Annotated in this window: 13 protein-coding genes; 8 read left to right on the top strand and 5 right to left on the bottom strand. The window is 46.8% G+C overall.

The window, feature by feature from the left end; translation table 11 throughout:
* Positions 1-469: AMP-binding protein (locus tag HRU42_RS05295; protein ID WP_295029314.1), on the bottom strand; the 469-nt coding region annotated here is incomplete at its 3' end.
* Between the two features lie 465 nt (positions 470-934).
* On the opposite strand from HRU42_RS05295, the gene HRU42_RS05290 reads away from it, so the two are divergent.
* Entirely contained in the window at positions 935-1,093 is a 159-nt protein-coding gene (locus HRU42_RS05290; protein ID WP_295029312.1) for a hypothetical protein, read from the top strand.
* A gap of 142 nt (positions 1,094-1,235) precedes the next feature.
* Here the strand turns inward: HRU42_RS05290 and HRU42_RS05285 are convergent, their stop codons facing one another.
* Both HRU42_RS05285 and HRU42_RS05280 read right to left on the bottom strand, forming a co-directional pair.
* Complete coding sequence (locus HRU42_RS05285) at positions 1,236-1,811, bottom strand: TetR/AcrR family transcriptional regulator (protein WP_295029310.1); 576 nt, start codon at positions 1,809-1,811, stop codon at positions 1,236-1,238.
* A gap of 105 nt (positions 1,812-1,916) precedes the next feature.
* A complete protein-coding gene (locus HRU42_RS05280; protein ID WP_295029308.1) occupies positions 1,917-3,353 on the bottom strand; it encodes a coniferyl aldehyde dehydrogenase in 1,437 nt (478 codons plus the stop codon).
* Between the two features lie 704 nt (positions 3,354-4,057).
* Here HRU42_RS05280 and HRU42_RS05275 point away from each other — a divergent pair.
* Positions 4,058-4,489, top strand: coding sequence for a universal stress protein (locus tag HRU42_RS05275; RefSeq protein WP_295029306.1), 432 nt, complete (start codon positions 4,058-4,060; stop codon positions 4,487-4,489).
* A 105-nt stretch (positions 4,490-4,594) separates the two neighbouring features.
* Entirely contained in the window at positions 4,595-5,038 is a 444-nt protein-coding gene (locus HRU42_RS05270) for a universal stress protein (RefSeq protein ID WP_295029304.1), read from the top strand.
* 298 nt (positions 5,039-5,336) lie between these two features.
* Here the strand turns inward: HRU42_RS05270 and HRU42_RS05265 are convergent, their stop codons facing one another.
* Both HRU42_RS05265 and HRU42_RS05260 read right to left on the bottom strand, forming a co-directional pair.
* Entirely contained in the window at positions 5,337-6,746 is a 1,410-nt protein-coding gene (locus HRU42_RS05265; RefSeq protein WP_295029303.1) for an alanine dehydrogenase, read from the bottom strand.
* Between the two features lie 466 nt (positions 6,747-7,212).
* Positions 7,213-7,794 carry a TetR/AcrR family transcriptional regulator gene (locus HRU42_RS05260; RefSeq protein WP_295029301.1) on the bottom strand — a complete coding sequence of 194 codons (582 nt, stop codon included), beginning with the start codon at positions 7,792-7,794 and terminating at the stop codon, positions 7,213-7,215.
* A 181-nt stretch (positions 7,795-7,975) separates the two neighbouring features.
* On the opposite strand from HRU42_RS05260, the gene HRU42_RS05255 reads away from it, so the two are divergent.
* From HRU42_RS05255 to HRU42_RS05235, 5 genes are all read left to right on the top strand, one after another.
* Complete coding sequence (locus tag HRU42_RS05255; RefSeq protein ID WP_295029300.1) at positions 7,976-9,028, top strand: alkene reductase; 1,053 nt, start codon at positions 7,976-7,978, stop codon at positions 9,026-9,028.
* Positions 9,029-9,211: 183 nt separating this feature from the next.
* A complete protein-coding gene (locus tag HRU42_RS05250) occupies positions 9,212-9,751 on the top strand; it encodes a hypothetical protein (RefSeq protein WP_295029299.1) in 540 nt (179 codons plus the stop codon).
* Between the two features lie 229 nt (positions 9,752-9,980).
* A complete protein-coding gene (locus HRU42_RS05245; protein WP_295029319.1) occupies positions 9,981-10,676 on the top strand; it encodes a HupE/UreJ family protein in 696 nt (231 codons plus the stop codon).
* Between the two features lie 47 nt (positions 10,677-10,723).
* Entirely contained in the window at positions 10,724-11,425 is a 702-nt protein-coding gene (locus HRU42_RS05240; RefSeq protein WP_295029298.1) for a hypothetical protein, read from the top strand.
* A 159-nt stretch (positions 11,426-11,584) separates the two neighbouring features.
* The gene (locus HRU42_RS05235; protein ID WP_295029297.1) at positions 11,585-12,547 is read left to right on the top strand and encodes a zinc metalloprotease; all 963 of its coding nucleotides are present in this window, start codon (positions 11,585-11,587) and stop codon (positions 12,545-12,547) included.
* Positions 12,548-12,553 lie beyond the last annotated feature (6 nt).

The following is a 12,553-nucleotide window of genomic DNA, read 5'->3' as shown; positions in this document are numbered from 1 at the left end:
AGACATCTGGTTGAGCCTGAGGCGCCAGTAGATCCGCAGCATGGGTCGAAATCACCGTGTCTATTGCTGTGTTGGCAACCACATTCTCTAGGCTTGGCAGCAGATCCGACAGCACCACTAACACCTTAGCGCCCGAGTCATTATATTGATGGGTTAGCTCACGCTCGGTATACATGGGGTTGGTGTTGACCAACACCATGCCAGCGCGGATGGCACCGTATGCGGCGATAACATATTGGATAAGGTTGGGCAGCTGGATGGCAATACGATCGCCCGATTTAAGATCTGGGATACTCTGCAGGTAGGCGGCAAAATAGCGAGAGTCACGTTCAATGTCACTGAAACTCGCGTGATGGCCTAAACAGGCATAAGCCGTTTTATCTGCATATTTTTCACTTGCTGTTTCTATCAGCTCTATGAGTGATGGGTATTGAGTGAGATCGAGTGTTGAATCTGAATCGTATGCCATAGGTTGAGTCCTTATGAATTAAGCGAATGCTGGTGGCTATGATTGGCTAACCCCGGCAGCTTCAAAAATCAAACAGGCGTTTAGATTAGTGCTAAAAATGGCCTCAGGTCAACAAAAAACGTGAAACAGGTCACATTTATAACTCAGCCTAACAGTATGTTAAATTTAGAGTTATAGCTCTAGAGTGGTTTGTTGCCACTGGGTTTAGGCGGGGGGGGGAAAGAGACAGGCATTATTAAATGATTGCGATCTCCACCCTGTTATTTGTGTCTCATTCTTACTTTTTGGGGTTTATGTTAGGCAAAATAAAATATCTGACAATAGATGCTTGACCCTCCACTTAGGGGAGAGATTATCCTACAGTCATTGAAAAAGAAGAGACTAGATTACATCTATTAGCAATTGAGAACAGCTGGTTATATGTAATAGTTGTAGTTAATAGAACCCTAAAAAGTGGAGTTAAAAATGAAATTATTAACCAGTGCAGCCCTATCAGCCATCTTAGTATTCACTTCTGCTACTGTCTTTGCCGAGGATGTTGATTTTTCAAAAACAGTAGCAGCGCAACCTGGCTATGATTTTTCAAAGAGTCAGCCAACCGATGCAAGTAAGCATACCTGCTAGTTTACTCAATAAGTTAATCAATACGAGTTTCTAGATCCTAGGAGCTCGTATCTTCTGTTAACGCCTTCCTCTTTTAGCTTGCCAAGTGTCAACATCTGCACCGGTTGACGCGCTATCATCTCTATCTTTAGCTTAAGGCTTCTCAGTTTTGCACCATGGCATTCCAAAACAGCAGGAAGCTGGCTTCTTGGTGTTGTGGGTCCTGCCACTTATCGGGATTGTTCAGGAAGTAGCGGGTGGCGGCTAAGTACTGACCGTGACAGTTATCTTGCATCAGGGTCAGCGGATAGTTAGCCAGCAAGCCCAGCGCCTGACCTTTCTGCATCAGGGCACCCATAAAGCCGAGTATCGAGTTCATGGCCTGCTCTCTGATTTTTGTGGCTATGGATGGTGACATGGAGTATTGCTGAAAAAACTCCTGCTTCAGCGGGTTATCCATGGCCCATTGTATGGCGCTGGTCCAGAGGTGTTTAGCATCCTTTTTAAGATCGCCACTGTCTTGTATTGACGCCTGAATTGCATCGGCAAATTCCTGCTTGATATTAAGAAACAGATGATTCATCAGCCCATCTTTGGATGGGAAATGATGAAACAGGGTACCGGTGGCTACCCCTGCTTGCTTGGCTATGGATGCGGTAGAGGTGGCATAGAAGCCTTGGCTGACAAACAGGGTCAGCGCGGTGTCTAGTATGGCTTGCTTCTTATCTATTTTACTCATCTATTGCTTTTTTCTCTGTTTAGATTTTTTTCTGTTCTAAATTCGCAGCTAAAGCAGCTCCTACGGTTACGTTTTTTCTCGCAGCTAAACCAGCATCTGCGGCTGTTAACGTAGGAAAAATTTATATAACATGGCTTGAATGCCGGTGCCATAGGGAGGATGAACAAGCTTGCCTGTGTTGAGTTTACCGCGGCGCAATACCGTCTTGGCGTGGCTCAAGGTCAAGAAGCCTTCCTTGCCGTGATAGTGACCCATGCCCGAGGGGCCTATGCCACCGAATGGTGCGTCGTCGGCGGCGACGTGGAACACGGTTTCGTTGATACAGACGCCACCAGAATGGGTGTTGTTGAGTATCTTGGCTTGAGCCTGTGCATCGAAGCTCATGATATAGAGTGCCAAAGGACGGGGGCGGTCATTGATGTACTTTATCGAATCATTGAGGGTGTCATAACCTACGATAGGCAGTAAGGGGCCAAAAATTTCGTCTTGCATCAAGCGCATCTCATCACTGACATTGGTGATTAATTGAGTGGGGATTTTACGCTTAGCGGTATCGATAGCCTCATCATTGGCTGAAACCACAGTTGCGCCTTTGCTTTTTGCATCTTCGAGAACCGAGGTTAGACGGTCAAACTGACGTTGGTTGATGATGGCGCCATAATCCTTGTTGTCACTCACCTTGCCGTACATGGCGTTGAATTTTTTCTGATAAGCGGCGATAAATTCGGCTTGCTTCTCTTTAGGGAGTAGGACGTAATCCGGTGCGACACAGATTTGGCCCGAGTTTAAGCATTTACCATAGATCATACGTTCTACGGCTGTGTCTATGGGCATATCGGGGGCGATAACCACTGGAGATTTTCCGCCTAGCTCTAAGGTCACTGGGGTTAAGTTAGCAGCCGCGGCGCGCATCACATGTTTTCCAACTGTGGTGGAGCCGGTAAACAGCAAGTGATCGAATGCCAGTCCCGAGAATGCGGCGGCAACATCGGCTTCACCTTCAATGATGGCGACTAATGATTCGTCGAAGATACTCGATAGCATCTGAGCCAAGACCTTGTTGGTCTCAGGTGTGAATTCTGACAGCTTAAGCATGGCGCGATTGCCTGCGCTCAAGGCGGTGATCAAGGGGCCTATCGAAAGCATGACTGGAAAGTTCCATGGCACTATGATGCCGACCACGCCTACTGGCTGATAATGTACCTTTATCTTAGCCGGGGCGAGTAAAAGTCCCGCATGGCGAGAACTGGGCTTCATCCATTTCTTCAGGTTCTTGAGGCTGTAGTTGATGTTGTTGATACAGGGCATGATATCTGAGATTAGCGTGTCGTCGACCGAACGGCTGCCATAATCTCGATTGAGGGCATCGGCTAGTGGTTGTTGAAATCTCAGCAAGGCTTGCTTGAGTTCTTTGAGCTGCTTGACTCTCAGTGCATAAGTCGGAGCTGGCTCTGAGCGATAGCTGGTTCTTTGTAGTCTGAGTAACGCGTCGAGTTGTGATTGCATTGCTGATTTATTCTCTGTCTCAATAGGCATATTCATCTGCTCATAGCTCCTGTTCTGTATCCAGTCTAGTCGATTGTTTTTAGCGCGATAATAAATCTATCAACAAACAGACTGATTAGTCGGTCTGTGTTGAGCTATCTTAATTCACAATGGGATGAAGATCTACCTCTGTTTAAAAATAATACAAACCCCTGTCGATTTTTACTGATTGCTGTTAATGAGTTGAGCGTAAATAGGTTGCTAGAACGGCAGCCAGTAAGCGCTATTTTTTAACCATTATTACTGGGCTGTTGGCATCGTTAGGGGAATACCTATCGATAGGACGAGGATGATAAAGGATAGGATTAACAGGCATTTTGAGACTATGCTTAAGACATGAGAAGGGGGTCAATACTCGGGCTAACAGATATATCTGAGTTTGTACCTGACGCTCTTGATTATGCCATTAATATGGCTAGCTTTACGTAATCTCATGAATTTAGGTGCATGTAGTTGAAAAACGCTCTAAATGTTCAATACTTATAGCTAATCGTTAAGTTTTCGATAGGGACGTTGAACGTGATCTTGACAGGGTCATTAGACAAGGTTTGGCGTAGCCCTATTTGACTAAGTATGGCGCTGCTCGTGGCATATGTCATCAGCGACCTGTAGGCAGGAGATTGGGGCTATGCCACTTATTTTAAGATAAGGTTCGGGGATTTAGGCTTAAGAACTGGGAGCTTATCTATAAGGAGAATGACATGCGAACTCGTCAAATACTCTGCCCCACAGACTTTTCTGAGACGGCCTCCCATGCAATGGGCTACGCCTTTGAGATGGCCAACTTTTATAGCGTAGGGATCCGCATACTGCATGTGGTCGATAAGCCATTCGGTGACAAATATACCCGCGTGTTATCAGTAACGCCTGAGGAACTCGCTAGTCGAATGGAGGGGGAAGCTGCAGAAAAGATGCGTAAGCTAATTGGAAGCTTAGATTCAGGCTTGTCGGTTGAGGGGATTATTCGCCACGGTTCACCGGCCGAGGAGATCTTGGCATCGGCTAGTGTGATAAACGCCGGGATGATCGTCTTAGCCAGTCATAGTCACACAGGTTTAGCCCATTTTCTCCATGCGAATGTGGCGGAGTCTGTGGCAAATGAGGCTAAGTGTCCGGTCTTAGTGGTTAAATAAGTTTTGAGGTTTGAATTCCAGGGGGCTTAGGAACTAGAAAAGATTATTGAGAGCTGATCTATTTAGAAGCTGAATCAATAGGAGCCAATCCAATAGGAGAAAGTTATGCGTACTAGTCATATATTGTGCCCGACCGACTTTTCGGAAACGGCATCCCATGCCTTAGGTTATGCCGTCGAAATGGCCAACCTATATGCGGTTGATATTAGGTTGCTCAATGTGATTAGCCTACCGTACGGTGCACCAGATTACGGCATATTGGTCGATAGCCCCGCCGAGCTGCTGCAAGATCAGGAAGCTTACGCCGATGAGAAGATGAAGATGCTGGTATCAGAAGTGCGCGAGCAGATGCCCAGTGGCTTGTTCGTACATACTAATATTCGCAGCGGAGGGGTATTAGCTCAAATATTGGAGGAAGCCGAAGAGCGTGAAGTGGGCATGATAGTTATCGCAAGTCATGGTCATACTGGTATCTCACACATGTTAAGCCCGAACGTAGCCGAGGCCGTCGCCAATCAGGCCCTATGCCCTGTATTGGTGGTTAAATAAAACTAAGACAGGTCACTTCGGCATGCTTCCCCTGGTCATTCCGGCATGTTTCCCTTAGTCATTCCGGCATGTTTTCCTTAGTCATTCCGGCATGTTTCCCTTAGTCATTCCGGCATGTTTCCCTTAGTCATTCCGGCATGTTTCCCTTAGTCATTCCGGCATGTTTTCCTTAGTCATTCCAGCATGCTTATGGCCGGAATCCAGATTTTGGCTTTAAAGGCTCAAGACTGCAAACAATGACAATATGGCATAACTAGGGGGAGCATTGGCTCCCCCTAGTTATGTAGACTTTTTTAGATTAAAAGGGACCACAGACCAGAGCCGGTCGTATTCCGGGGGCTACCGCTTTAATGCCATCGATCAGTTGTTCCTGACCAATTAACACTTCGACTATCTGGCCTGAATAACGAATGGCGGTTTCACGCATCATTCCCATCATAGGCCAGCCCCATAGCGCCGAAACAAACACTCCATCCTGTACCAGATAGGGGGCAGTCAGGAAGCTACAACTTATGACGGCTTCGACTGGGCTCCTGTTGGTAGGGCTACCGCCGACGAGATCTATGACCACTGAATTCTGCGGCATTAAATCCTTGATGTGTTGGTTGCTGATTAAAAAGTTTTTGCCTCTCAGCTCCGCCGCTTGTTCGGCGCCATTGACGACGATATCGGCATCTTTGAGCCAGTAATCGATTCTACCGCTGCTAGTCTGAGTGCGGCCTAATACATGGATATGTTTGATGCCTTGGCTATGCAATTCATCTAACGCCCCCTGAGCTACGTTACCATAGCCTAGAATGACAGCCTTACAGGTTGAAATATCCTGAGAAGGTTTATTTTTCTTCAGTAAATCCATGCCGTATCTCGCGCCAGCTTGACCGGTTTCGTGTAAGCATTGGATGCGGCGTAAGCCAAATTCAGCGGGTGGATGACTGGCTCTATAGGCATCTACGGCTTGCTGACCCTGTTCGCGCTCAAATTCGTGCATGTCGAATAGATGGGTGCCGGCATCTTTCAGCTGACCGAGTATGTTATTGGGATCATCGAAGCTCTGACTGTCGTATAAATACAGGGCATCGGTTCCGCTGACATCTAGCTCGTCGAAGGTGATATTGGGCTGGATCACCTGTAATGAGCGCGGGTTACGGTTGCCACATCGGTTGATCGCCCCGCGTAGACGTTCGCTCCAGCCTATGATTCTGACGCGCAATCCGCCCATAGAATTGTTAGCGAAGAAGGGAGCTAAGGCGTGATTCATAGCCACTCGGCCTAAGATCCGAGTATCCGACTCTTGCTTAGGGGATTCGCATATCTCTTCCATGGCGATGACATTGATCCGCTTGTCTTGCAGTAATTTTGCGCGTTCCGGGTAGGAGTTAAAATGTGCCATGCAAAATAGAGTACAAGTTTCACTCATGTTTTCTATGGAAGCGAGTGATGGCCCTTTAAACTTAATGATGAGCGCTTTATCTAGGTATATTTGTTCTGCCGTCTGCATGATGGCGCCATTTTTCAGGTATTCGTCATCGGTAAAAGAGACGCCTTCTCCGGCACCATGCTCAACATAAACCTTGATCCCGGCTTGGACGAGTCGACCCACATCATCGGGGACTAGTGCAACACGTTTTTCGAGTCCTCCAGGGTTTTCAGGTGACTCTATCTCTTTAACTAGGGCAATGGAGGGATAACGAGCAAAACTCATGGACATAGATTTATGTACTCTCAAATATTAAAGGTGAAAAGTGGTTTTGAGCATAACATACAGCTTGGTGTAGAGTCTGATTTTGAGTTTCAATAGGGGGTTTTCAGCTGCCTTTTCGTATAAAGATGGTGTTACTAACTGTGCACGTTTGTTAAGTTGGTTCTTTGCGCTTTTATTGTGAGGCCGGATAAGTCTTGAGTTAAGGGCAGAGCTAACAAAGTCTCGAGTTGTCAGTTTTAAGTCTTAAGAAAAAGCTAAGAAAGTTCAAGATACAGCGAAGAAAGCCATAGGACTGGAGTGCTATAGCCCCTAGGTCATTCCGACTGCTTGTGGTCCTAGGTCATTCCGGCATGCTTGTGGCCTAGGTCATTCCGGCATGCTTGTGGCCGGAATCTAGATTTTAGCTGTAAGCCTCAAGAGACTGGTGAGTCGCGAGTTAAGGATGCGGGCGAGACAGACTCAATTTTTAAGTTTATCTACACAGGTCCTGATAAAGCTGATTGGCCAGCTCTTGTATGGTGTCGCCTTCGGGGTGTGTGTGAGCGAAGGTTCTCAGGCCATATACTCCTAGAATTAAGTAGCGTGCCAGATGCTCTGCATCGCGCTCAGTCGTGAGTTCACCTTTGGCTTGAGCCAGTTCAAAAACCTGAGTCAGTGCCTTCTGCCAGTTAGCTAAGTTACCAGTGATGATGGCTTGGAGCTCTGCATCTGCTTCGGCAATTTCGTTGAGGGCCTTAATGAGTAAGCAGGCTCGGGCGGCATCATAGCTTAGGCACTCCTGTACGATATGATCGAGATAGGCCTTAAGCTCGACTAGGACCGGATGTTTTTCGGCGAAGAAACCCTCAAATTCAGCATTTCTGTCAAGCTTGTATTGCTCTAAAGCCGCTAGCAGTAGGCCACGTTTATTCTCGAATGCACAATAGATAGAGCCAGGATGTAAGCCCGTGGCTTTTTTAAGATCTTGCATGCTGGTCTTGCCATAGCCCTTGTCCATAAAAGCGGTCATGGCTGATCTCAATACTTTTTCTCTATCAAATTCGGCGTTTCGCATGGTTAGCTTTAAGCTCCGTCTACTCTTAGGGTAAAAATACGAACGATACACTAGCCGAATAGCATTCGGATAACCGTGTTCAAATAGATTGTACTCTTTTTTGAATGCTTGTTCAAAAATGACTTGAATGATCGTTCAAAAAAGAATATCTTGAACGCTCATTCAAGAATTAGAGTTCCCTATGACCCGTAATCTTTTTCAAACCTATGCTCTCAACGACACCTTGTCTCTTAAAAATCGCATCCTCATGGCACCGCTGACTCGTTGTATGGCCGATGATGAATTAGTGCCGACTCAAGCCATGGCCGATTATTATGCTCGCCGCGCAGAGGCGGGTCTTATCATCTCAGAGGCGACCATTATTCGCCCGGATGGGCAAGGATTTCCTAACACGCCGGGTCTGTTTACTCCGGCGCAAATAGATGGCTGGCGAGTGGTGACCGATGCGGTACATCAAGCTGGTGGTAAAATGTTCGCTCAACTGTGGCATACGGGGCGCGTCGCTCACCCGCATTTTTTCCAAAATTCAGGCAGCACAGATGTGATAGCGCCTTCTGCAGTCGGTGTAGAAGGTAGCGTGCCCAGAATGCGTGAATTGACTTATCAGACACCTAAGGCCGTTACAGCCGATGAAATTTCGCAGTTGGTAGAGGATTATGCTCAGGCCGCTGCCAATGCGATAGACGCGGGTTTTGATGGCGTCGAAATCCATGCTGCCAACGGTTACCTTATCGATCAGTTTCTCCATCACGACAGCAACCGCCGTACCGATGAGTATGGTGAGACAGTCGAAAACATGTCTCGCTTCGCCTTAGAAGTGGTCGATGCCACCGTTGCGCGTATTGGCAATGACAGGACGGCGTTGCGTGTCTCTCCTGGTGCATACGTTAACCTGGCTGGTGATAATCGCGATCGTGATGTATTCGATTATCTATTGCCTGAGCTTGAGAAGCGTAATTTGGCCTTCCTGCATATCGGTATCTTCGATGATGCCATGGAGTTTGATTATCTGGGCGGCAGTGCGTCTAGCTATGTGCGCAGCATCTATACCAAGACATTAGTGGGTGTGGGTAGCTATAGCGCTGAGACAGGCAGCAATGCGATAGCGGCAGATAAATTTGATCTACTAGCCATCGGCAGACCCTTTATCGCGAATCCCGATTTTGTAGAGTTAGTGCGTGAAGGTAAGGCGGTAGTGGAATACTCAGAGGAAATGTTAGCCAGCTTGGTATAAACCAAGATAGCGTTATCGTTAACTCCTGGGCTAGCAAGGTGTTAGCCCTTTTTTATCGCTGCAGATCATGGCATAGAGGCTATGTGCATATTGGTGTGTCCGATCAGGCTTAGCTCTGGCTTAAGTTTAGCTCTGGCAGTTTTCGATTCAATCTGATTTAATACTCCTTGCCTTGTTCAACAGATGAACAAGCTTATATCGAATTTCACATCAAATGCGTTGGAGTTACCACTGCTCGATACCAGAGTCATACAGAGTCGACTTAATTTACCTAAACAGCGGCAATCGGCACCGACACAGGCTATTTTGCTCCTGATTTTATTGTGCCAATTTTTTGCGACAGGCTCGGCTTTTTCGGTGCAATACCCTAGCGGCGAACACCCTATGGGGATAGATGTTATTCATCATCACAGCCATGAGCCAGGTAACAGCCATGAACCCGTGAATGGCTCTGAACTGTATCCAAGCCCCCCTCATTCAATCGCAGCCTTTAATGCAACAGAACCTGTACACCTAGAATCAATCGCCAATGAAAACATGCCTGCCGATGCAGCATCTCAAGAACTGGATCACGAGCATGCTAACCATTCTCACACTCCGTCTCATCTAGGCGTAGATTTGGTTTTGATACCTGGTTTCTTCCAGAGTGAAATTGTGGCGGATGATGACATCTCATACCTTAATTGTCGCCATGCGCCGCCCATTCCCCCTCCTCACACATAATTTTTGTTCATTTTTTAGCGTGCGAGGCCGTTTTTACGAGCAAAACGCTAATCCAAGTTTGTTTAGATACTTAATCTGCTTATAGCTTATAGCTTATAGCTTATAGCTTATAGCTTATAGCTTATAGCTTATAGCTTATAGCTTATGATTTAGTTCTATTTGATTGATTTAAATGTTATTTTTTGGAGTATGTGTAATGAGCCATCCTTTGGCCAAAACCATGACGACTATGAGTAAAGTGATGACTCAAACTATGACCTTATTGGTGGTCTTTATTGGGCTATTTGCTTCTTTTTCGTTATCGGCCCATGGGGTCGATGAAGATACCAGGCTGTTTTTAATTCAAAATGAAGGGGTATCGATTCTGCCCTTTATCTATATCGGTGCCAAACATATGGTTACCGGTTACGATCATCTCTTGTTTCTTGTGGGAGTGATTTTCTTCCTATTCAGAAGTAAAGATGTGTTGCTCTATGTCAGCCTGTTTACCTTAGGCCACAGTATTACCTTGTTGTTGGGTGTACTCAGTGACATTCAGGTTAATGCTTACCTTATCGATGCCATCATAGGGTTCTCTATCGTCTATAAAGGTTTCGATAACTTAGGCGGTTTCAAGCGGGTGTTTGGTTTTCAGCCCAATACTAAAGCTGCGGTGATGATCTTCGGCTTATTCCATGGTTTTGGCTTAGCCACCAAGATCCAGGAGTTTAATCTGCCCCAGGAAGGACTGCTTGCTAATATCCTAGCTTTCAATGTTGGGGTGGAGATAGGCCAGTTCTTGGCTCTGGGGGGGGTACTCATCTTGATGAGTTTCTGGCGACGGCACAGGAGTTACCTGCAGTTTTCCACTGCGGCTAACACCTTGTTGATGAGTGGGGGCCTGATGTTAGTCGGCTTCCAGTTAACGGGATTTTTCGTTAGCTAACTGACTCAATTTCACATCGGAAACAGATCTAAGTTTAAGGAATAATTATGAATACCAATAACAAGCCAAGTTCGACCACGCAGAACGAAACACTGTTGAATAGCATTCCGGTGCACTCCGCTGCCACCTTAGTCAAGGCCAGCGTCGCCGCATCGGCGATTGCAGCTGTCATCTTGGTTATCGCTATCTTGCCTGCCGAGTACAATATCGATCCAACGGGAATCGGTCAGGCGTTGGGGTTAACAGCAATATCTCAGGCCGCTGCAACGAGTGGATCACCGGCCGTTGAAATTGACGCCCTCGATAAGAGTGCCAGCTCAGTCAAGAGTAACGACAGCGTGTTCGTCTTCGGGCAAACTAATCCAGTGACGAGTAAAGAGATGGCCAATGCCCCGAGCGTTGCCCAGATAGCCCAAGCTCGCCAGACTCCTGGGGTGAGAAGCGATACCGTTAAGATCAATATCCCCGCGGGTAAGGGGCTAGAATATAAGTTATTGATGGATGAGTTTGTTCACTTAGAGTATGAGTGGAGCACGGGGGGGGAGCCGCTGTATTTTGATTTTCATGGTGAGCCTAAGGGCGATACCACAGGTTATTTCGAGAGTTTCTCTATCACTACGTCAGATAAGATGAAGGGATCCTTGACCACGCCATTCGCGGGTGCACATGGCTGGTATTGGAAAAATAAAACCGACGCTACGATCACAGTGACCCTATCGACAACAGGGGATTACAGCATCAAGGGCTAGCAGATCTACATAATCAATTTATCTAGCTAAGTATTTGTTGAGTCTGAAATGAGCTAAGTATTGATGTCATCAGAGCTTCAGTCATTTTTACCTAGGTTATAATTTAGGCATAACAAGTAATAAATCGGTGGAGGGTGAAAGCCCCCCAGGAGGTTGCAGATGTTTAGGTCACTATTTTTATTGGTAGGGTTACTGCTCTTAACCTTGCCGCAATCTATGGCAGCAGAACCCAATTCGGGCGGTAATGGTTGGGATAATGCCAACCCTAATGCCGCCTTCAAACGCTGTGCAACGCGAACGCCCTCAGACAGAGAAGTAAAAATGCTCAATGAGCATTTAAGGTCTCTATTCAAACCAGGCAATGGCAATGGCAATGGAGGCAGTGGTAATGGTAATGGCGGTGGAGGTAATGGCGGCGGAGGAGATTCAACACCTTATACTCCGGTAGGTAAGGTCATTCCCGTATATTTTCACGTGATAACCAGTGACTCAGGCAGTGGTGATGTGACTAACAAGGTTAATGCTCAAATAGACGTCTTGAATAAGGCTTTTGCTGCAGGCAATGGTGAAGGTGGCTTCGATACGCTATTTGTATTTAATTTAGTTGCGACGACATTAACCGCCAATGACAGCTGGTATACGGCAGGCCCTAATAGCAGTGCCGAGGCATCGATGAAAAGCGCATTGCGTCAGGGAGGCGCCAGTACATTAAATATTTACGCCAATAATATGGGAGGCGGTTTACTGGGCTGGGCCACGTTCCCCACTAGTTATACCAACGACCCACTAGATGATGGCATAGTTATTCTCAATCAGTCTATGCCAGGTGGTAGTGCCGCTCCATACAGTGAAGGTGATACCGCAACCCACGAAGTGGGTCACTGGCTTGGTCTTTATCATACCTTTCAGGGGGGCTGTAGTAAGTCTGGTGATCTGGTGTCAGATACTGCCGCCGAGCGTTCCCCTGCCTACGGCTGCCCAGCGGGCCGGAACACCTGTCGCAAAGGAGGAGATGATCCAATAGAGAACTTTATGGATTATACCTATGATAGCTGCATGTTTGAGTTTACTGAGCGTCAGTCTGAACGCATGGATATGATAAGCGGCAGCTATCGTTGGTGATCTATG

The organism is Shewanella sp., from assembly GCF_013214165.1.
In the GTDB taxonomy this organism is placed as follows: domain Bacteria; phylum Pseudomonadota; class Gammaproteobacteria; order Enterobacterales; family Shewanellaceae; genus Shewanella.
Note: the sequence above shows the minus strand (reverse complement) of the source record. Positions and strands in the feature narration are given on the sequence as shown.

Excerpts from the sequence above, each read along its gene's own strand:
- HRU42_RS05255 (WP_295029300.1), top strand. The coding sequence starts at position 7,976 with ATGACCCGTAATCTTTTTCAAACCTATGCTCTCAACGACACCTTGTCT.
- HRU42_RS05240 (WP_295029298.1), top strand. The coding sequence starts at position 10,724 with ATGAATACCAATAACAAGCCAAGTTCGACCACGCAGAACGAAACACTG.
- HRU42_RS05235 (WP_295029297.1), top strand. The coding sequence starts at position 11,585 with ATGTTTAGGTCACTATTTTTATTGGTAGGGTTACTGCTCTTAACCTTG.
- HRU42_RS05280 (WP_295029308.1), bottom strand. The coding sequence starts at position 3,353 with ATGAATATGCCTATTGAGACAGAGAATAAATCAGCAATGCAATCACAA.
- HRU42_RS05275 (WP_295029306.1), top strand. The coding sequence starts at position 4,058 with ATGCGAACTCGTCAAATACTCTGCCCCACAGACTTTTCTGAGACGGCC.
- HRU42_RS05285 (WP_295029310.1), bottom strand. The coding sequence starts at position 1,811 with ATGAGTAAAATAGATAAGAAGCAAGCCATACTAGACACCGCGCTGACC.
- HRU42_RS05245 (WP_295029319.1), top strand. The coding sequence starts at position 9,981 with ATGAGTAAAGTGATGACTCAAACTATGACCTTATTGGTGGTCTTTATT.
- HRU42_RS05265 (WP_295029303.1), bottom strand. The coding sequence starts at position 6,746 with ATGTCCATGAGTTTTGCTCGTTATCCCTCCATTGCCCTAGTTAAAGAG.
- HRU42_RS05250 (WP_295029299.1), top strand. The coding sequence starts at position 9,212 with ATGAACAAGCTTATATCGAATTTCACATCAAATGCGTTGGAGTTACCA.
- HRU42_RS05270 (WP_295029304.1), top strand. The coding sequence starts at position 4,595 with ATGCGTACTAGTCATATATTGTGCCCGACCGACTTTTCGGAAACGGCA.
- HRU42_RS05290 (WP_295029312.1), top strand. The coding sequence starts at position 935 with ATGAAATTATTAACCAGTGCAGCCCTATCAGCCATCTTAGTATTCACT.
- HRU42_RS05260 (WP_295029301.1), bottom strand. The coding sequence starts at position 7,794 with ATGCGAAACGCCGAATTTGATAGAGAAAAAGTATTGAGATCAGCCATG.